The 19,662-nt window shown below is 70.6% G+C and carries 15 protein-coding genes; 3 read left to right on the top strand and 12 right to left on the bottom strand.

Translation table 11 applies throughout. From position 1 onward, the window contains the following. Positions 1 to 18 precede the first annotated feature (18 nt). Positions 19 to 936: a DMT family transporter gene (locus tag M3667_RS01370; protein ID WP_251504044.1), complete on the top strand. Its 918-nt coding sequence runs from the start codon at positions 19 to 21 to the stop codon at positions 934 to 936. A gap of 102 nt (positions 937 to 1,038) precedes the next feature. Here the strand turns inward: M3667_RS01370 and M3667_RS01375 are convergent, their stop codons facing one another. The 3 genes from M3667_RS01375 to M3667_RS01385 all read right to left on the bottom strand — a co-directional run bounded on the left by M3667_RS01375 (position 1,039) and on the right by M3667_RS01385 (position 3,453). Continuing rightward, positions 1,039 to 1,599, bottom strand: coding sequence for a YceI family protein (locus M3667_RS01375; RefSeq protein WP_251504046.1), 561 nt, complete (start codon positions 1,597 to 1,599; stop codon positions 1,039 to 1,041). A gap of 150 nt (positions 1,600 to 1,749) precedes the next feature. Then, entirely contained in the window at positions 1,750 to 2,115 is a 366-nt protein-coding gene (locus tag M3667_RS01380; RefSeq protein ID WP_013583439.1) for an FKBP-type peptidyl-prolyl cis-trans isomerase, read from the bottom strand. A 177-nt stretch (positions 2,116 to 2,292) separates the two neighbouring features. Then, entirely contained in the window at positions 2,293 to 3,453 is a 1,161-nt protein-coding gene (locus M3667_RS01385; RefSeq protein WP_251504048.1) for a PrsW family intramembrane metalloprotease, read from the bottom strand. A gap of 83 nt (positions 3,454 to 3,536) precedes the next feature. Here M3667_RS01385 and M3667_RS01390 point away from each other — a divergent pair, with 83 nt between their 5' ends. Beyond that, a complete protein-coding gene (locus M3667_RS01390) occupies positions 3,537 to 4,403 on the top strand; it encodes a fumarylacetoacetate hydrolase family protein (protein WP_251504049.1) in 867 nt (288 codons plus the stop codon). Positions 4,404 to 4,526: 123 nt separating this feature from the next. Here the strand turns inward: M3667_RS01390 and M3667_RS01395 are convergent, their stop codons facing one another. The 4 genes from M3667_RS01395 to M3667_RS01410 all read right to left on the bottom strand — a co-directional run bounded on the left by M3667_RS01395 (position 4,527) and on the right by M3667_RS01410 (position 8,616). Further along, positions 4,527 to 5,993 carry an aspartate ammonia-lyase gene (locus M3667_RS01395; RefSeq protein ID WP_251504050.1) on the bottom strand — a complete coding sequence of 489 codons (1,467 nt, stop codon included), beginning with the start codon at positions 5,991 to 5,993 and terminating at the stop codon, positions 4,527 to 4,529. Positions 5,994 to 6,118: 125 nt separating this feature from the next. After that, complete coding sequence (locus M3667_RS01400; RefSeq protein WP_251504051.1) at positions 6,119 to 7,018, bottom strand: phosphodiesterase; 900 nt, start codon at positions 7,016 to 7,018, stop codon at positions 6,119 to 6,121. Between the two features lie 51 nt (positions 7,019 to 7,069). Next, entirely contained in the window at positions 7,070 to 7,399 is a 330-nt protein-coding gene (locus M3667_RS01405) for a peptidase (protein WP_144828406.1), read from the bottom strand. Continuing rightward, on the bottom strand, positions 7,399 to 8,616 hold the full coding sequence (locus tag M3667_RS01410; RefSeq protein ID WP_251504052.1) for an inorganic phosphate transporter: 1,218 nt from the start codon (positions 8,614 to 8,616) through the stop codon (positions 7,399 to 7,401). The genes M3667_RS01405 and M3667_RS01410 overlap by 1 nt, the downstream gene beginning before the upstream one ends. Positions 8,617 to 8,887: 271 nt before the next feature. Between M3667_RS01410 and M3667_RS01415 the strand changes: the two genes are divergently transcribed. Further along, positions 8,888 to 11,002 carry a S9 family peptidase gene (locus M3667_RS01415; RefSeq protein WP_251504054.1) on the top strand — a complete coding sequence of 705 codons (2,115 nt, stop codon included), beginning with the start codon at positions 8,888 to 8,890 and terminating at the stop codon, positions 11,000 to 11,002. A 307-nt stretch (positions 11,003 to 11,309) separates the two neighbouring features. On the opposite strand, the gene M3667_RS01420 is transcribed toward M3667_RS01415, so the two are convergent. From M3667_RS01420 to M3667_RS01440, 5 genes are all read right to left on the bottom strand, one after another. Next, on the bottom strand, positions 11,310 to 12,218 hold the full coding sequence (locus M3667_RS01420; RefSeq protein WP_251504056.1) for a hypothetical protein: 909 nt from the start codon (positions 12,216 to 12,218) through the stop codon (positions 11,310 to 11,312). Positions 12,219 to 12,607: 389 nt separating this feature from the next. Further along, positions 12,608 to 13,636 (bottom strand): 6-phosphofructokinase, encoded by a 1,029-nt coding sequence (locus tag M3667_RS01425; RefSeq protein ID WP_144828417.1) that lies wholly within the window; start codon positions 13,634 to 13,636, stop codon positions 12,608 to 12,610. A 465-nt stretch (positions 13,637 to 14,101) separates the two neighbouring features. Next, a complete protein-coding gene (locus M3667_RS01430) occupies positions 14,102 to 16,261 on the bottom strand; it encodes a DEAD/DEAH box helicase (protein ID WP_251504057.1) in 2,160 nt (719 codons plus the stop codon). A 198-nt stretch (positions 16,262 to 16,459) separates the two neighbouring features. Continuing rightward, on the bottom strand, positions 16,460 to 17,110 hold the full coding sequence (locus M3667_RS01435; RefSeq protein WP_251504059.1) for a hypothetical protein: 651 nt from the start codon (positions 17,108 to 17,110) through the stop codon (positions 16,460 to 16,462). A gap of 55 nt (positions 17,111 to 17,165) precedes the next feature. Then, positions 17,166 to 19,589, bottom strand: a complete 2,424-nt coding sequence (locus M3667_RS01440; RefSeq protein ID WP_251504062.1) for a cation-translocating P-type ATPase — start codon at positions 19,587 to 19,589, stop codon at positions 17,166 to 17,168. Between the last annotated feature and the right edge of the window lie 73 nt (positions 19,590 to 19,662).

The raw sequence follows: 19,662 nt of genomic DNA on the forward strand, positions 1-19,662 counted from the left end.
GGCCGTAGTGTCGGCTCCGTGGCATCCACCCCCGCTCCCTCCCCCGTCTCGATCACCGTGCAGTTCGTGCTCACGGGCATCGTGTGGGGGTCGAGCTTCCTCTTCATCGCCGTCGCACTCACCGGAATGACCCCCGCGCAGGTCGCGGGCGGCCGACTGCTGTTCGGAGCCCTCGCCCTCGCGGCGATCGTGGCGATCCGCCGTGAACGACTCCCCCGCACCCTGCGCGTCTGGGCGCACCTGTGCGTCTTGTCGGTGTCGTTCTGCGTCGTGCCGTTCCTGCTGTTCGCGTGGGCCGAGCAGCACGTGTCGTCGGGCCTGGCGAGCATCTTCAACGCCACCACGCCGATCATGACGGCGGTAATGGCCTGGGCGGTGTTCCGCGTCGAGAAGCTCCGCGTCGGTCAGCTCGTGGGCATCGGCGTCGGCATCGCGGGCGTGGCGATCATCATCGCCCCCGGGGCCGTCGGCGAGGTCGGCGACAGCACCGTCGCCCAGCTCGCACTGCTCGGCGCCACCGCCTGCTACGGCTTCAGCCTCGCCTACATGCGGCGCTTCCTCGGCGACAGCGGCCTCTCCGGCGTGGCCTTCGCCTTCGGCTACATCGGCCCCGCCGCCGCGCTCATGGTGCTGCTGTCGCCGTTCATCCTGGCCGAGCCGCCCCGCCTCGATCTGCCCGTGGTGGCGAGCATCGTGGCCCTCGGCGTGCTCGGCACGGGCGTCGCCTACGTCTGGAACCAGAACACGCTGCGCGCCTGGGGCCCCACGCGGGCGTCGACCGTCACCTACATCACGCCCGTCGTCGGCGTCGCCCTGGGCATCGTCGTGCTGGGCGAGACCATCAGCTGGAACGAACCGGTCGGCGCCGCCGTCGTGTTCCTCGGCATCCTGCTGGTGCAGCAGAGAATCCGGCTCCCCCGCCGTGCGCACGTCTGACGCATCACCCCGGAACCACGACGGTCCCGGATGCCAAGGCACCCGGGACCGCCCGAAAACGACGAGGGCCCGGATGCCGCGGCATCCGGACCCTCGTGAAGATCACGCCTGGAGCGAGAGCTGCAGGTCGAGCTCGATGGTGACGTCCTTGCCGACGAGCACGCCGCCCTTCTCGAGAGCCGCGTTCCAGGTGAGGCCGAAGTCCTCGCGGTTGATGACCGTCTTGGCGGTCGCGCCGGCCTTGTAGTTGCCCCACGGGTCGGTGCCGAAGCCACCGAAGTCGAGCGAGAAGGTGGCGGGCTTGGTGATGCCGCGGATGGTCAGGTCGCCATCGACGAGGAAGTCGCCGTCTTCGAGGCGAACGCCGGTGGAGCGGAAGTCCATCGTCGGGTAGGTCTCGATGTCGAAGAACTCGGCCGAACGGAGGTGCTGGTCGCGACCCTCGTCCTTGGTGTCGACCGAGGTGACGTCGACCGACGCCTCGACGGTGGCCTCGAGGGGGTTCTCGGGGGCGACGATGGTGGCGCTCTTGACGCCGAAGGTGCCGCGCACCTTCGAGATCATCATGTGGCGCACCGAGAAGGTGACCTCGCTGTGGCTCGGGTCGAGGACCCAGGTGCCGGTCTTGTAGCCGGGGATGTCGAGGGCGGTGGTGTCGGTCATGTCACTCCTTGAGATCTGGGGAGCCGTTTCGGCGTCCTGACGAGGGCCAACTCCCATTCACACGAATGTATTCCACGATCGTGGAAAATGACGAACCCGAGGAGGCCGCGGCCCCCTCGGGTTCGTGAACGTCCGAAGACGAACGGAAGGTCAGCCGACCTTGAGCAGGTCGATGATGAAGATGAGGGTCTTGCCGCCGAGGAAGTGTCCGCCCGCCGGGCCGTAGGCGAGGTGCGGCGGGATGACCAGCTCGCGGCGTCCGCCGACCTTCATGCCCGGGATGCCGTCCTGCCAGCCCTGGATCAGGCCGCGCAGGGGGAACTGGATGCTCTCGCCACGGCCCCACGACGAGTCGAACTCTTCGCCCGACTCGTACTCGACACCGGCGTAGTGCACGGTGACGGTGTCACCGGGCTTGGCCTCGTCGCCGTCGCCGACGATGATGTCGCGGATGACGAGGTCGGAGGGGGCGGGGCCGCTGGGAGCGTCGAACTCCGGCTTGGTGCGATCAGTCATGCATCCATCCAAGCACGCCGAACCGATCGGCGAAGCCCCTGGACAAAGACTCAGCGCCCGGTGCCGCGGCGATGCCTGCGTGTCTCCCGGGCGCTGAGTTGGCCTACCACGATGGTGCTCCCGACCTCAGACGGTGTCAAGACCCCCGGCGGGTGACATCGGCGACGTCGGTCGATCTCAGCGCGAGAGCAGGGTCGCGCGCGCCGCCGTCGTGCGCTCGAGCAGATAGCGTTCGGCCGCGGCCGCGTGCGGATCGCGACCCGAGATCGCCCGTTGGCGAGCGGCGGCGAGCGCCGTGGCATCCGCGATGAACGACTTCATCACCGGCGACCGGTCGCCCGGCAGCGTGCGCGCCCACGCGAGCGCAGACCTGCGCCCCGGACCGGTCGCGAGCATGTCGACCTCCTGAGGGGTGAACCACCCCGCGGCTGCGTATTCTCCGAGGCGGGCGCGGGTGAGTCGCGACTCCTCGCGCCGGAGCGCCAGGACGCCCAGGATGAACAGCACGAACAGCGGCACCTGCAGGGCGGCGTAGATCTCGAAGAAGTCGAAGAAGGTGGCCGAGCCGTTCCACAGGGCGTGCAGCACGATCGCCCCGATCAGACCTGGGATGCCGTACCCCAGCGCCGCGCCGGTGCGCAGCCCGCGACGCGCGGCGAGGCCGAACGCGAATCCGGTGAGGCTGGTGAACATGACGTGCGCGAACGGCGAGAGCACCGCACGCAGGAAGAACGTCGTGGCGACCTGCCCCGGTCCGCCCTCGAGGTAGCTGATGGCGAAGTACTGCACGTTCTCGGTGAGCGCGAAGCCCGCGCCGATCAACGCGCCGTAGACGATGCCGTCGACGGGCCCGTCGAACGCGCGGCGCGCGAACGCGAAGATGAGCAGCACGCCCAGGCCCTTCGCGACCTCTTCGACGATCGGAGCCTGCACGACGGCGCTGAACGCCTCGGGTAGCCGGCCCACCAGGAGCGAGATCACGAGGTCGACGCCCAGGGCGATGGTGACGGCGGCGATCGCACCCCAGGCCACCGCGAAGACGAGCAGGCGCCGCGGTTCGGGCTCCCACCGGTCGATGTAGCGCACGGCGAACCACACGATCACGAACGGGATCGCCGCCAGGATCAACCCGATGAATGTCGCGGCGGTGCCGAGGAAGCCGGTGAAGTACCGCACGAGGAGCGCCAGCAGAGGCACGAGCAGCACCGCGACGATCCACAGCGCCACTCCCCCGCGTCGAGTGCGGGGCGGAGCGGCGGACACGGCGGGCTGCGGCGCGGTCGAGATGCGCGCGGCCTCCGCCGACCCGGGACGCGACAGCGGCGAGGGGGTGCTCATGCGCACAGCCTAGAGGCGGCCTCCGACAAGGCATCCGGGGCTTGCGGCCCTCGCCACCGCGCCGGGCCCGGTAGCGTGGAGGCATGCGCTTCGCCCACGTCCGTTCACAGGAAGGGGCGGAAGCCCCCCGTCTCGTCAGCGTCCACGGCGAGGAGTTCTCGTTCGTCGACGACTTCTTCGCGGGCGCCCCGAGCACTCTCGAGCAGCTCATCGCGGGAGGCGACGACCTGCTCGCGCGGGTGAAGGACGCCGCAGCGTCGGCTCCGCGGCATCCGCTGAACGGCGTCCGCTACGCCTCGGCGGTGCTCGCTCCCCCCTCGATCCTCGCCGTGGGGCTCAACTACGCCGCGCACTCCGGCGAGCTGGGGCTCAAGACCGACGCCGGCCCCACCGTCTTCGTGCTGTGGCCGAACTCCCTGACCGCGCACGGCGAGACCACCTCGTGGCCGCGCTCGCTCAGCGAGGCCGTCGACTACGAAGCCGAGCTGGGCGTCATCATCGGCCGACCGGGACGCGACATCCCCGAAGCCGAGGCGCTCGACCACGTCTGGGGCTACACCGTGGTCAACGACGTGACCGCGCGCAACATCCAGTTCTCCGAGGCCCAGTGGTCGCGATGCAAGTCGTTCGACGGTTTCACCCCGACCGGCCCGTTCGTGGTCACCGCCGATGAGATCCCCGACCCGCAAGACCTGCACATCTGGACCGTCGTCGACGGACACACCGTGCAGGACGCCAGCACCGGCCAGATGGTGCGCTCGGTCGCCACGCTCATCAACAAGTTGTCGGAGTCGGTGACGCTGCTCCCCGGCACCCTCATCTCCACCGGCAGCCCGGGCGGCGCCGGCTACTCGCGCGATCCGCAGATCTTCCTGCGCGACCGCTCCACCGTGACCGTCGGGATCGACGGCATCGGCGAGCTGACCACGCACTGCCGCATCCTGGACTGACGCGGCATCCGGGGTCCGTTCCGGATGCCGGAGCCCCGGCGCCCCGCAGACGGCGACGCCGCCCGACAGTGCACGACGAAGGGCCGGGACGATCACGCACCCGGCCCTTCGCGGTGAGCGGGCTCAGTCCTCTTCGACGACGCTGTCGGCCGCACGGACGATCGGGATCGCCGCCGTCACGGCCTGCAGGCCCGACAGGCGCGCGGGCGAGATCTGCTTCATGACCTCGTCGCGGGTCATCAGCCCGGCCTCGACGACCAGGTCGGCGACGTTGCGGTGCGTGAGCAGCGCGGTCTTGGCGAGGGCCGCCGCGGCCGCGTAGCCGATGAACGGCGTCAGTGCCGTCACGACGCCGACCGACGAGCCGACCATCGCGCCCAGGCGCTCGCGGTTGGCGGTGATGCCGTCGACGCAGTTGACGCGCAGCGTCCACATGGCCTGGCGCATCCAGGTGATCGACTGGAAGATCGAGTGCGCGATGACCGGCTCGAACGCGTTGAGCTGGAGCTGGCCGCCCTCGACCGCCATGGTGACGGTCATGTCGGCGCCGACGACCGAGAACGCGACCTGGTTGACGACCTCGGGGATCACCGGGTTGACCTTGCCGGGCATGATGCTCGACCCGGCCTGACGCGGGGGCAGGTTGATCTCGCCGAGACCGGCCTGGGGGCCGGACGACAGCAGTCGCAGGTCGTTGCAGATCTTCGACAGCTTGATGGCGTTGCGCTTGAGCGAGGCCGAGAACGACATGAAGGCGCCGGTGTCGCTCGTGGACTCGACGAGGTCGGTGGCCGTCTCGAGGTCGAGGCCGGTGATCGCGCGCAGGTGACGCAGCACGGCGCTCGCGTAGCCGGCGTGCGCGGTGATGCCGGTGCCGATGGCGGTCGCGCCCATGTTGATCTCGTAGAGCAGGTAGGCGTTCTCGGTGAGGCGGTTGTAGTCCTCGCCGAGGGTGGTCGCGAAGCCGTGGAACTCCTGGCCGAGGGTCATGGGCACGGCATCCTGCAACTGCGTGCGCCCGACCTTGAGCACGTCGTGGAACTCCTCCGACTTGCTCAGGAACGACTGCCGCAGCAGCGCGAGCTCCTCGAGAAGGCTGCGCAGCGTCAGCGCGAGGCCGATCTTGATGGCCGTCGGGTACACGTCGTTGGTCGACTGGCTGCGGTTCGTGTCATCGATGGGCGAGAGGAAGGCGTAGTCGCCCTTCTCGCGCCCCGCCATCTCGAGGGCGATGTTGGTGATGACCTCGTTGGCGTTCATGTTCGTCGATGTGCCGGCGCCACCCTGCATGACGCCCACCGTGAACTCGTCGTGGAACTCCCCGTCGATCACGCGCTGCGCGGCCCTATCGATGAGGTCGGCCTTGGCCTCGTCGAGCACGCCGATCTCGCGGTTGGCGCGGGCCGACGCCTGCTTCACCATCGCGAGGGCCCGCACGAGGTCGGGGTAGACCGAGATCGGTCGCTTCGCGATCGGGAAGTTCTCCTGCGCGCGGGCGGTGTGGATGCCCCAGTACGCCTCGGAGGGGATGTCGAGCGAGCCGAGCGAATCGGTCTCGGTGCGGGTGCGCGTCATTGCGTCCAAAGCCATGTGGGAATCCTCGTGGGTGTCACGGCGAGCAGGGATGGTCCGAGCCTAACGACCCCGTGCGATGGGCTCGCTGGACACGGCGGCATGTGACGATCTCGTCACCGTCCGTTGCGTCTATTGCACACTCACCTCTTTCGCGAGAACGCCTCGAGCCGCTCCTCCGGGCTCAGGGCGGCCATGCGTTGCGTCCATTCCGGGGTGAAGAAACCGGAGGCCTCGTCGTCGACCACGGGCACGACGGCGTGGGTGACGGTGTCGTCCCACACGTGCACCAGGTGGAATGACCTGCCGCCGTCCATGCCGTTCACTGCGTCGCCCGGTCGGGCCAGGTTCATCGTGTAGCAGGAGGCCGCCGCCACGCTCACGGGGACGCCGGCGAAGGTGCCCGATGTCGAATAGTGCAGGTGACCGGCGAGGATCGCGCGCACGTCGCTGCCAGCGATGGCCGCTGCGAGACCCGGCTGGTCGCGCAGCTCGAGGATGTCGAAGAACGGGATGTGCGTCGGCAGCGGCGGATGGTGCAGCGCCAGGATCGTGCCGAGCGGTGCCGGGGTCGACAGCTCGGCGCGCAGCCACTCCAGCTGGTCGGCGTCGAGGTCGCCGTGGTGCCACCCGGGCACCGTGGAGTCGAGCGCGACGAGGCGGAGCCCCCCGAGGTCCCAGACGCCGGTCACCGGCTCCTGCGTCGGCTCACCGTCGAGGAGTCCCTCGCGCAGCGCCGGACGCTCGTCGTGGTTGCCCGCGACCCACACCACGGGAGCCCCGAGGCGTTCCGCCCACGGCTCGACCTCCGCGCGCAGCGCCCGGTAGGCCTCGGGCTCGCCCAGGTCGGTCAGGTCGCCGGTGAACACCACGGCATCCGGTCTCGCCCCCGTCGCCTCGGCGGCCTCGAGCGTGCGCCGCAGATGCCGCGCGGTGTCGTAGCGATCGCCGAGCAGCCGGTCGCCGGCGAGCAGATGCGTGTCGCTGAGGTGGAGGATCACGCGCGCCGCGGGCGCGTGCTGACCGAACTGCACGGATGCCATGTGCTCAGCCTAGGAGGGGGCTCCGACATCCGACGCAGCGGCGTCGACGGCTCAGTGGTTGAAGAGGATGAGCAGCAGCGCGCCCAGCACCGCCGCGGCGCACACCGCGAAGCACGCGTAGGCGGCTACGAGCGCCAGCCGCTTCTGGCCGTCGCTGAGCGGGTTCTTCTTGGCGGCCTTGGCCACCGCCTTCTCGGCGCGGCGCTTCTGCTTGTCGGAGATGACGGTGATGGCATCCGTGAACTCCGCCGGAGAGACCAGGGGCGGGCGCCCGCCGGTCACGAGCAGACGCAGACCCAGCGCGTAGAAGGTCACGACGATCGAGGCGCCCACGATGGCCGCGACGAAGACCTGCAGGAAGGCTTCCCAGTTGATCAGCATCAGGCGTCCTTTCCGGCCTTGTCGCGCTCGAGACGACGCTGGCGGCGCGTCGGGCCGGGCTTACGGGGCACCTTGACGGCGGCGCCGGAGTCGGCGACCTCGCTCATCGCGTTGGCCGAGGTGACCGAGTCGCGACGCGAACGCAGGAACAGACCGAGCACGATCGCGACGGCGATCACGGCGTCGACCGCGACACCCCAGCCGCCCAACCAGACCACGATGAGCGCGGCGGCGGCACCGACGGCACCGGCGGCGGGGAGCGTGAGCACCCAGCCGATCATGATGCGGCCGACGGTGTTCCACCGCACGGTCGATCCGCGGCGGCCCAGGCCCGATCCGATGACGGATCCGGATGCCACCTGCGTGGTCGACAGCGCGAAGCCGAGGGCGCTGGAGGCGAGGATCGTCGCGGCGGTCGAGGTCTCGGCCGAGAAGCCCTGCGCCGGCTTGACGTCGGTCAGGCCCTTGCCGAGCGTGCGGATGATGCGCCAGCCGCCCATGTAGGTGCCGAGCGCGATGGTGATCGCGCACGCGAAGACGACCCAGATCTGCGGGTCGGGGTTCGCCGACGACTGCCAGCCGACCGTGATGAGGGCGAGGGTGATGACGCCCATCGTCTTCTGCGCGTCGTTCGTGCCGTGCGCGAGGGCGACCAGCGACGAGGTGAAGATCTGGCCCCAGCGGAAGCCGTCGCGGCCGTCGGCCTTCATGTCGTAGCGCCTGGTGATGCCGTAGGCGATCTTGGTGACGACGAACGCGATGATCCCGGCCGTGAGCGGCGCGATGAGCGCCGGGAGGATGACCTTGCTCAGCACCACACCGGTGTCGATCGCCGAGGCGCCGACGCCCACGAGGGTCGCCCCGATCAGACCGCCGAAGAGGGCGTGCGACGAGCTCGACGGCAGACCGAGCAGCCACGTGAGCATGTTCCACGTGATCGCGCCGATGAGGCCCGCGAAGATGATCGGAGGGAAGATGTCGGGACTCAGCTGATCTTCGCGGATCATGCCGCCCGAGATGGTCTTCGCCACCTCGGTCGACAGGAACGCCCCCACGAGGTTGAGGCTGGCCGCCAACAGGACCGCGACCTTCGGCTTCAGCGCACCCGTCGCGATGGGCGTGGCCATCGCGTTCGCGGTGTCGTGGAATCCGTTGGTGAAATCGAAGAACAGTGCCAGCGCGATGACCAGCACGATGATGAGGGCTGCGCTCTCCACCGTTCGCTTTCCGTGAGAAGGAAGAAGGGATGCCGACGGGATCGGCGCGACGAACGAAGAGTTCACCTGGAGTTCGACACCTGTTCATCGGTGTCGCCTGGACATCCTTTCACCGGCGGCGGCGGCGGTCAAACGCGCACGGGCGCGGGCGGGCGACCGCCCGAGGTGCCGGCCCCCGCGTCGAACAGGGAGGCCCCTGCGGAAACGCCCGACACTGCGGCATCCGGTGCCGTCGGAGACCGACGTCGGAGGGGCGCACTACCGTGGAACGGTGACCGATCACGCCTCGCAGCCCACGCCTCCCGTCGCCGCCCGCCGCCCCGCGCCGCGCACGCACCACGGCGACACGTTCGACGACCCCTACGAGTGGTTGCGCGCCAAAGACGACGCTGAGGTCATCTCGCACCTTGAGGCCGAGAACGCCTACACCTCCGCGCGCACCGCGCACCTGGGCCCGCTGCGCGACGCGATCTTCGGCGAGATCAAGGGCCGCACGCTCGAGACCGACCTCTCGGTGCCGGCCCGACGCGGCGACTGGTGGTACTACGGCCGCACCGTCGCGGGCGCGCAGTACGGCATCCAGTGCCGCGCTCCGCTCGACTCCCCCGACGACTGGACGCCGCCGACCCTGTCGCCCGATCGGCCCGTCCCGGGCGAGCAGGTGCTGTTCGACGGCAACGTCGAGGCCGAGGGCACCGAGTTCTTCTCGCTCGGCAGCTTCGAGATCTCGAACGACGGCACGCGCATGCTGTACGGCATCGACGTCGCCGGCGACGAGCGCTACACCGTGCGGGTGCGCGACCTGGTGACGGGCGAGACCCTGCCCGACGAGATCCCCGGTACGTTCTCGGGCGCGACCTTCTCGCCCGACGGCCGCTTCATCGTCTACACCACCGTCGACGACGCCTGGCGCCCCGACACCGTGTGGCTGCACGAGATCGGCACGGCGACGGATGCCGACGTGAAGCTCTTCCACGAGCCCGACGACCGGTACTGGGTCGGCGCCGACTTCACGCGCAGCGACCGCTACCTGATGATCGAGATGGGCTCGTCGATCACGAGCGAGGAGTGGATCCTCGACGCCGACGACCTTCGCGGCGAGCCCCGCGTGGTGTGGCCGCGGCGCGAGGGCGTCGAGTACTCCTCCTCGCACGCCGTGGTCGACGGCGAAGACGTGCTCTACGTCCTGCACAACGACGGGGCGCTCGACTTCGAGCTCGTCAAGGTCTCGGCATCCGACCCCCAGGGGGCCCGCGAGACCGTGATCGCGCACCACCCCGGCCACCGGCTGCTGGGCGTCGACACGTTCCGCGACTGGGGCGTGGTCGGCTACCGCCGCGACGGTCTCGCCCGCCTGGGCATGCTGTCGTACGCCGACGGCGCCGTGACCGAGATCGCGTTCGACGAGCCGCTGTACAGCGTGGGCACGGGCGGCAACCCCGAATACGCTCCCCCGGTGCTGCGCCTGGGCTACGGCTCATTCGTCACCCCGGGCACCGTGTACGACTACGTCATCGAGACCGGCGAGCTGCTGCTGCGCAAGCGCCAGCCCGTGCTCGGGGGCTTCGACCCCGCAGACTACGGACAGGCGCGCGTGTGGGCGCCCGCCGACGACGGCACGCAGGTTCCGGTGTCGCTGGTGTGGAAGCGCTCGTTCGGCGAGCCGGGCGACTCTCCTCGGCCCGTGCACCTGTACGGCTACGGCTCGTACGAGCACTCGATCGAGCCCGGGTTCTCGGTCCCCCGCCTGTCGTTGCTCGACCGCGGTGTCGTCTTCGCCGTCGCGCACGTGCGCGGTGGCGGCGAGATGGGTCGGCAGTGGTACGAAGACGGCAAGCTGCGCGCGAAGCGCAACACCTTCACCGATTTCGTCGCCGCGGGGCGTCACCTGGTCGACGCCGGATACACGACGCCCGACCGCATCGTCGCCGAGGGCGGCAGCGCGGGTGGCCTGCTCATGGGTGCCGTGGCCAACCTCGCGCCCGAGCTGTTCGCCGGCATCCTGGCCGACGTGCCGTTCGTCGACGCCCTCACGACCATCCTCGACCCCTCGCTCCCGCTCACGGTGATCGAGTGGGACGAGTGGGGCGACCCCCTGCACGACGCCGACGTCTACGCCTACATGAAGTCGTACTCGCCCTACGAGAACGTGCGCGAGGGCGTCGCTTATCCCCGCATCCTCGCGGTCACCTCGCTCAATGACACCCGCGTGCTGTACGTCGAGCCCGCGAAGTGGGTCGCGCGACTGCGCGAGGTCGGTGCCGACGCGATGCTCAAGTGCGAGATGGTCGCCGGCCACGGCGGCGTGAGCGGTCGCTACAACGCCTGGCGCGAGCGCGCCTTCGAGCTGGCGTGGCTGCTCGACGTGCTGGGCCTCACCGACTGACGCGCGCGCCGCGCCCCGAACGCCCCGAACGCCTCGCGCGGTGGGGCGTTCGGCGTGTGCGGCGCGTTCGCTGTCGCCCCCGCCCCTCCGCGCCTCTGACCACCCATGTCCCGATCTGTGCAGACCGTGTCCCACTTTTGGCTGTCTGCGCACAGCTCGAGCGACCATTTTCGGGACATGGGTCAGCCCACATGCGCTGAGAGCCCCCATCAGCCTCGCGTTGACAACCCATGTCCCGATCTGTGCAGACCGTGTCCCACTTTTGGCTGTCTGCGCACGGCTCAAGCGACCATTTTCGGGACATGGGTCAGCCCACATGCGCTGCGAGCCCCGGTCTCCAACCGGCTCTGACGAGCGCATCGCGGGCGAGATCGACGGCCGGAGCTCCTCCATCTCGAAGGTGATGGTTCAGCACGCGCACGTGATCCCATCCCGCCGCCCGGATGGCGGCCCACCGATCGGCATCCCGCGCGAACTGCCGCTCGTCCTCCGCGTGGACGCGTCCGTCGTATTCGACGGCGACCATCCATCGGGGGAAGGCGAGGTCGATCTCGGCGACGAACACGCCACGCGAGTCGAAGATGTCGGCATTGACCTCGGGTGCCGGGAGCCCGTTCCGAGCCAACAGAAGGCGCAGACGTGTCTCTCTCGGCGACCGGACGCCGGGCCGGGCGAGGTCGACCGCCGCACGCAGAACACCGCCTCGAACGTCGCCCATCTCGATGACCTCAGACCGCAGCTGCTGTGCGTCGGCCATCGGCGACCGCCCGCTCAGGAGCGCGTCGGCCGCTGCGACCAGGTCATCAAGAGGCCAGAGCCGCCCGCATTGTCTCCACGCCCGCACGGGGTGCTCAACCGGCAGGTCGAGCGGGCCGGCGGAGAACGCTGGCGCGCGCGCTTGCAGACGGTGGCCGACGACTCCTTGCGTCCGCGGCTCCCTCGCCGGCCTGTGTGCGGAAACATGGATCTGCGGCACATAGGGCCACTCCGGAGTGCATACTCCCCGCAGGGCAAGCGCCGTCTCATGGCTGAAGAATTGCCAGGGCATCAGGCGCGGCGCGTACGCGAGGCACTGCTGAATCAATGACAAAGGCGGAGCGGTCGTCGCCGATCGGATGCCATGGAATGGTGAACGCAAGTCTGCGGCGCGCAGCCGAGCACGCGTCACTCCCAGCTCAGCGGCGGCGCCGACGGAGAAGTGCTCGGGAAGCTGCACGGGAAGAGGTCGAGGACGCGGCATCCCTCAGCTTCTCGCCTCTGGCGACCCCTTCCTCAGTTATCCACAGAGGCCCGCACGATAAGTCGGGCCGAGGTCGCGACCATGTCCCGATTTCGGCTGCCTGGAAGGCGCCTGAGCAGCCAAAGGTGGGACATGGGCCGACACAAAGTGGGACAAGGTACCTGCCCCGCCCCACCGAACGCCCCTACCCCCACAGCGCGAGAGCCGGCCCGAGTAACGCCGACGCTCCGCCACGCAGACCCGCCCCACCGCACAGCGCGACCCTCCGCCCCGCGCAACGGCGGGCTCCGCCACGCAGACCCGCCCCACCGCACAGCGCGACGCCCCGCCCGCACACGGCGGAACGGGGCGTCGACGAAGCAGGCTCAGCCGAACAGCGCGGCGGCCTCTTCGTAGCGGTACAGGGGCACGCTGTTGAGCTCGCCGAGGGCGTCGGCGAAGGGCACGCGCACGATGTCGGTGCCGCGCATGGCGACCATCTGGCCCCACGCGCCCTCGTGCAGCGCGTCGGCGGCGTGCAGGCCCAGGCGCGTCGCGAGCACGCGGTCGAAGCCCGACGGCGAGCCGCCGCGCTGGATGTGACCGAGCACGGTCGATCGGGTCTCGATGCCGGTGAGACGCTCGATCTCGGGGGCGAGCTGCTCGCCGATGCCGCCGAGGCGCGGGCGGTTGAAGGCGTCGAGGCCCTTGTCGCTGAAGGCCTCGTCCATGCCCTTGAGCTTGAAGCCCTCCGACACCACGACCAGGGGCGCGCGCCCGCGGTCGTGCGCGCGCGTGACCTGCTCGGTGATCTCCTCGATCGACATCGGCACCTCGGGGATGCAGATCACGTGTGCACCGGCGGCGATGCCGGCGTGCAGGGCGATCCAGCCGACGTGGCGACCCATGACCTCGGCCACCATGCAGCGCTGGTGGGAGTCACCGGTGGTGCGCAGGCGGTCCATGGCATCCGTCGCGATGTTCACGGCGGTGTCGAACCCGAACGAGTAGTCGGTGGCCCGCAGGTCGTTGTCGATCGTCTTCGGCACGCCGAGCACGTTGATGCCGTCCTTCGACAGGCGATCGGCCGCAGCCAGGGTGCCTTCGCCACCGATGGCGAGGATGCCGTCGATCCGGTGGCCGTACAGGGTCTTCGAGATGTTCTCGGCCCCGCCGCGCGCTCCCTCGTAGGGGTTGGTGCGGCTCGTGCCGAGGATGGTGCCGCCGACCTTGGACAGACCCTTCACCTCGTGGCGGGTCAGGGGGAAGAAGTCGCCGTCGACCACGCCGCGCCAGCCGTCGCGGATGCCGACGAACTCGATGTCGTAGTTGGTCGTGCCCTTGAGCACGACGCCACGGATGACCGCGTTGAGCCCGGGGCAGTCGCCGCCGCTGGTCAGGATGCCGATCTTCATGGGCAGAGTCCTCAAGTGCTGTGGTTCGGGTGGAGGTCGGCGCCGTTGCCGTCTTCGACCTTATCGCCGCGGGCGGGACGGCTGCCACACGTCGGCAAGCGCGGGCGGATGCCGACGACACGGCGTCCCGCACGCGCAACACCGCCGCGGCAGCAGAGAGAGGGGCCGGATGCCGGGCATCCGGTGCTCAGCCCGCTCGCCGATCCATCGCGGCATCGACGAAGGGGCGGCCGGATGCCGGGAACTCGGCGTCCCGCGCGTCCCGCGCCGCCGCCGTCACGCGGACGCCACCCGTGACACAACGTCCACTGCACGTCCGGACCTGCGTGTCGCCTTCGGCATCCGCTCGACGGCCGCGCCCCCACCGCTCGGAGCGTCCATCCGACTCCGCCGCCCGCCGAACCCCGGACGAAACGCACGAACGCCCCGGTGCCGAAGCGACCGGGGCGTTCGTGACGAACGGAATCAGGCCTTGCCGAGCGCCTGACGCAGCAGGTGCATGAGCGCCGACAGCTGCACCGAGTCGCTGGATCCGGGCTCGACCGCCAGCCCATCGAGGGCACGCTGAGCGAGGCCCTCCTTGGAGTCGATGAGCTCGGCGATCTTGGTGTCGATCGTGTGCGCGGCGATGATGCGCCACGCGGTCACGGGCTCGTCCTGGCCGATGCGGTGCACGCGGTCGATCGCCTGCGTCTGCTCGGCGGCCGTCCACGAGAGCTCGGCGAGCACGACGTTCGACGCGGCCTGCATGTTGAGGCCGACGCCGGCGGCGGTGAGCGAACACACGGCGATGCCCACGTCGGGGTCGCTGTTGAACGCGTCGATCGCGGCCTGGCGCGCGGTCGAGGTCTGCTCTCCGCGCACCGAGACGGCCTTCAGGCCCGAGGCCTTGAAGTGCGCCTCGGCGGCGTCCATGACGTCGATGTGCTTGGCGAAGAACACGACCTTGCCCACCGAGCGCTGCAGCTGCACGGCGTAGTCGGCCGCGAGGTGCGCCTTGGCCTGGCCGATGCGGCGGACCATCGTGAACACGTTCTCGCTGCCCGAGCCGGCGGCCTTGGACTCCTCGAGCTCGCCGTGGGCGACGAGACGCACGATGTCGTCGTCGATCTCGCCGCGGGCGAGACCGCGGTCTCCGCGCGCCTCGATGATGCGGCGGTACTTCGCTGCGAGGCGGGCACCGAGTTCGCGCTCCGCCTGGCGGATCGAGCGGCCGTATTCGTCGTCGAGCTCGACAGGCAGGTCGGCGACCAGCTTGTCGGGCAGGTCGGCGGCGACGTCTTTCTTCTTGCGCCGCACGATGCCCATCGAGATGACGGCTTCGCGGGCCTCGGGATAGAACGACTTGTCGGCGGGGGTCAGGCCCGTGGCATCCAGCTTCTCCATGAGCTCGGGACCGGGCTTCTCGCCGTTGGTCCAGCCGAGGAAGCGCCAGATCGCGTCGAAGTCCTCGACGTCGTTGATCAGCGGGGTGCCCGTGAGCGCCAGCATGAGCGGGTCGCGGGTCTGCTGACGGACGCGGGATGCCAGAGCCAGCACGTTCTGCGAGCGCTGCGAGGTGAGGTTCTTGATGAAGTGCGCCTCGTCGACCACGACGCCCTTGAGGCCGATCGACGACAACCACGACAGGTGCCGGTCGAGGATCTCGTAGTTGACGATGAAGATGTCGGCGAAGGCGTCGATGTCGGCGCCGCCGCCCGAGATGACGGTCGCCCGGCGCTGCGGCGTCCACCGCTGCACCTCGCGGGCCCAGTTCATCTTGACCACGTTGGGGACGACGACCAGCAGCGGGTAGGCATCGGCGACGGATGCCGCGAGCACCGACTCCGCGGTCTTGCCCAGGCCCGGCTCGTCGGCGAGCAGGAACGAGCGGTGCCCGAGGCGCACGGCCTCGAGGAAGCGCGACTGGTGCGGCATGACCTCGAGCCCGCGCGGCGAGAGCCGATCGAACTCGGGGACGGGAGGCAGCTCCATGCTCGCGGCCGACCCGCCGGCGCCGGTCTCGAACGCCTTGTACAGCGGGCCCATGAGCTCCCAGCCGTCGAGGCGGCGGCGCGGGGCGTCACCGCTCGTGCGCGGGGTGAGGTCGGGGGCGAGGAAGGGGTTGGCCATCTGCCGCGCCTCGATCGAGGCGGGGACGACCTGCTTCTCGGCCAGCGCCGCCGGCACCACGGGGGTGATCTTGGGCGCGTTGTCGGTGATGATCAGCTCGTCCGGCGGCAGTTCGGCGCCGGATTCCAGAAGCCAGTCGCGGCGCATGCGACGAGCGACCGGCGAGGTGGCCGCGTCGACTTCGAGCAGCTGGATCAGCGAGGTGTCGCGCGCGGCGGTCTTGGCGAGGATCGTCGCGACCCCGTCGAGGCGCTTCAGCAGCTCGGCGCGGGCGGCGTCGGTGATCTCGGTGTCGGCCTTGACGCGTGCGCGCTCTTCGCGCACGAGGAAGGCGATCACCTGGAACTTGACGCGGTTGGTGGGCCCGAGCTTGCCGCGCTGAGCCTTCGCCTCGACCTCGCGCACCTTGCGGGCGAGGATCGGGATGACGGGGGCTTCGTCGTCGCGTCGGGATGACGTGGTCTTCCTGCGCCGCTGGCTCGAGCTACGGGCGGCGGTTGCCGTGGTCGGCATGCTCCTCCTGAGCGTTCGTCCGGAACCGGGTCCGGAACGTTCCGGCGCGAGGCCGGTGGATCAGTGACCCCGCAGATCGTCGCGGACGACGCACACGAAAAGGGGCGGGTCTGCGACCCGACCGCGGGTTTCAGCCGGAAGCGGCTCACACGGACACGGTGACGGGGTCGCGACTATTCTACCCGCTCGGCGAGCGGATCAGCGAGTCAGCGTGGCGAGAATGTCTTCGGTGTACCCGTCGGGGTTGACGTTGATCCACGATGTGCTGATCCACAGGCCCGTCGACGGCGATACGGCCTGCGTCTCACCGCGTTCGTAGGGCTTGTCGTCGAGCGAGACGCCGCGCTGGTCGATGCGGCAGATCGTGGCGTCGCCGGAGCTCTCGCACCCGAAGCCCGCGTCGGTGAGGGCACCGGTCACGGTCGCTGCCTGCGCGGCATCGATGATCGACACGTTGGTCGCCATTCCGGTGTCGCTCGGGGCGCCCCACGTGCAGCGCAGGGTCGGCACCGCGGCGAGCAGTTCGAGCAGCGGGGCCTGATCCGTCGACAGCAGCGTGATGCCGGGGTCGTTCAGCGGCGGCACCTGTGCCTCGAGCGTCGAGCGCATCGCGGGCGAGTAGATGTCGTCGCACGACGCGGGCAGGGCCGTCGTCGGCGTCGCGGAGGGCGTGGGCGTCGGCGTGGCCGTGGGGGTCGACGAGGCGACCGGGGCCGGGGTCGTGGCCTCCGCGCTCGGGGTCGACGTGCTCGCGGTGCCGATCTCGGCCTCGGGCACGCACGCGGTCAGGGCCAGGGCGACGACGGCGGCGGCGGCGCCGAGGGCTCCGACGCGGGCGAGGGGGGACATGCAACCTCCAGGGATCGCCTCGACCCTAACCCGCGCCCACGACCGAGCCGGGCTCTCACGCCGCGCGTCGCAGGCGCAGGCTGTTGAGCACGACGAACACGCTCGAGAACGCCATCGCGGCCCCCGCGAGCATGGGGTTCAGCAGCCCCAGCGCCGCCAGCGGCAGAGCCGCGACGTTGTAGGCGAAGGCCCAGAACAGATTGCCGCGGATGATCCGCATCGTCCGGCGACTCAGCGACACGGCGGTAACGATGCCGCGCGGATCGTCGCGCATGAGGGCGAGGTCGCTGGCGTGCAGCGCGGCATCCGTCCCCCCGCCCATCGCGATCCCCAGATCGGCGGATGCCAGGGCGGCGGCGTCGTTGACCCCGTCGCCGACCATGGCGACGGTTCGCCCCTCCGCGCGCAGGGCCGCGATCTCATCGACCTTCCCCTCGGGCAGCACCCCGGCGCGCACGCGCGAGATGCCGAGCTCGTCGGCGACCACGCGGGCGATGCGGGGGTTGTCACCGGTGAGCAGCACCGGCTCGAGGCCCATCGCACGCAGGCTGTCCACCGCCGCGCGACTTTCGGGCCGCACGGTGTCGGCGACCTCGACGACCGCGCGGGCGGTCGGTGCGCCGTCGGCATCGGCCCAGCCGGCGACGATCACGGTGCCCCGCTCCTCCCCCGCGGCCACGGCGTCCGCCAGATCTAAGGGGAGCGCCGCGCCCAGCTCGCCGGCGAGCGACGGCCGCCCGGCGAACACACGCACGCCGTCGACCACCCCGGTGATCCCGCGGCCGGGCAGGGCCTCGAGGTCTGTAGCGACCTCGCCGTCACCCGCGGCCTCGACGATCGCGTGGGCGACGGGGTGCTCCGACCCGCGCTCGAGGGCGGCGACGCGCTGCAGGGCGGCGGCGGCATCCTGCCCCTCGACGACGGTGACGGATGCCACGCTCATGTGCCCCGAGGTGAGCGTGCCGGTCTTGTCGAGCACGATCGTGTCGATGCGCTCGGCGGATTCGAGCGCCGCGGGCCCCGTGACGAGGATGCCCAGCTGCGCCCCCCGACCGGTGCCGACGAGGATCGCGATCGGGGTGGCGAGGCCGAGCGCGCAGGGGCAGGCGATGATGAGCACCGCGACGGCCGCGGTGAACCCCGCCGCGACGGGTTGGCCCGCGACCAGCCACGCGACGAGGGTCAGCACCGCGAGCACGATCACGACGGGTACGAACACGCCCGAGATGCGGTCGGCCAGGCGCTGCACGCGGCTCTTGCCGAGCTGAGCGTCTTCGACCAGGCGCGCGATGCGGGCGAGGCGGGTCTGCTCCCCCACCCCGGTCGCACGCACGACGAGACGGCCACCCGAGGCGATCGTGCCCCCGGTGACGCTCGAGCCGGGCCCCGCCTCGACGGGCAGCGACTCGCCCGTCAGCATGCTCTCGTCGACCGCGGCGTGCCCCTCGAGCACCTCGCCGTCGGTGGCGATCCTGGCCCCCGGCCGCACGACGAACACGTCGCCCACGGCGAGCGCGTCGACGTCGATGCGCCGACCGTCCGCGAGCTCGGCCTCACGGGCGCCGAGGTCGAGCAGCGAGCGCAGCGCGGCCCCGGCCCGGCGGGTCGAGCGCTGCTCGATGACGCGGCCGAGCAGCAGGAACACCGTCACGGCGGCCGCGACCTCGAAGTAGATCACCGAGGTCGCGTCGTGCACCGGACCGAAGAGCATGACCTCGTGGCGGATGCCGATGACCCCGGCGTTGCCGAATATCAGGGCCCACACGCTCCAGAGGTAGGCCGCGAAGGTGCCCAGGGTGATCAGCGTGTCCATGGAGGCCGCGCCGTGCCGGGCGTTGCGCAGGGTCGCGCGGTGGAACGGCCACCCGCCCCACAGCACGATCGGCGTCGCGAGCACGAGGGAGACCCACTGCCAGCCCGGGAACTGCCAGGCGGGAACCATGCCGAGCGCGACGACGGGCACGGCGAGGGCGAGCGAGACCCACAGCCGCACGCGCAGCGGCGTGGATCCGGGCGCGTCGGCGGTGTCGTGCACGTGCCCGCCGGAATGATCGGTGGTGTCGTGCGCCGGGGCGGCGGCATCCGGCGCCGGGTGCGGTTCGGCGTCGTGTGCCAGGGCCCGGCCGGTGACGGCGTCGATCGGGCCGCCGGGGGCCGGAACGGGTGCGAGCACCGCGTCATCGGCATCCGGAATCACGGATGCCGGCGCAGCCGCCGTCACCGCTCGCGGGGCGTTCCGCGTCCGGACGGTGGCGTCGTACCCGGCGGAGCGCACCGCGTCGACGAGTCTCGAGGTGTCGAGGGTCGCGGGGTAGCGCACACGCGCGGTCTCGGTCGCGAGGTTCACGGCCGCCTCGACACCCTCGACGCGGCCCAGTCGCTTCTCGACCCGGGCGACGCAGCTCGCGCAGGTCATGCCCACGATGTCGAGTACGGCCTCGGCGGTGTCGTTCGCCGCGGCTTCGGTGTTCTCGCCCATGGCTGCTCCTCCGGTCATGCCGTTCACAACAGCATACCCCCTAGGGGTATTTCCCTCTCGGCGATCCGGATGC

Origin of the sequence: Microbacterium sp. P26, from assembly GCF_023712585.1 — a bacterium.
Lineage (GTDB): Bacteria > Actinomycetota > Actinomycetes > Actinomycetales > Microbacteriaceae > Microbacterium > Microbacterium algihabitans_A.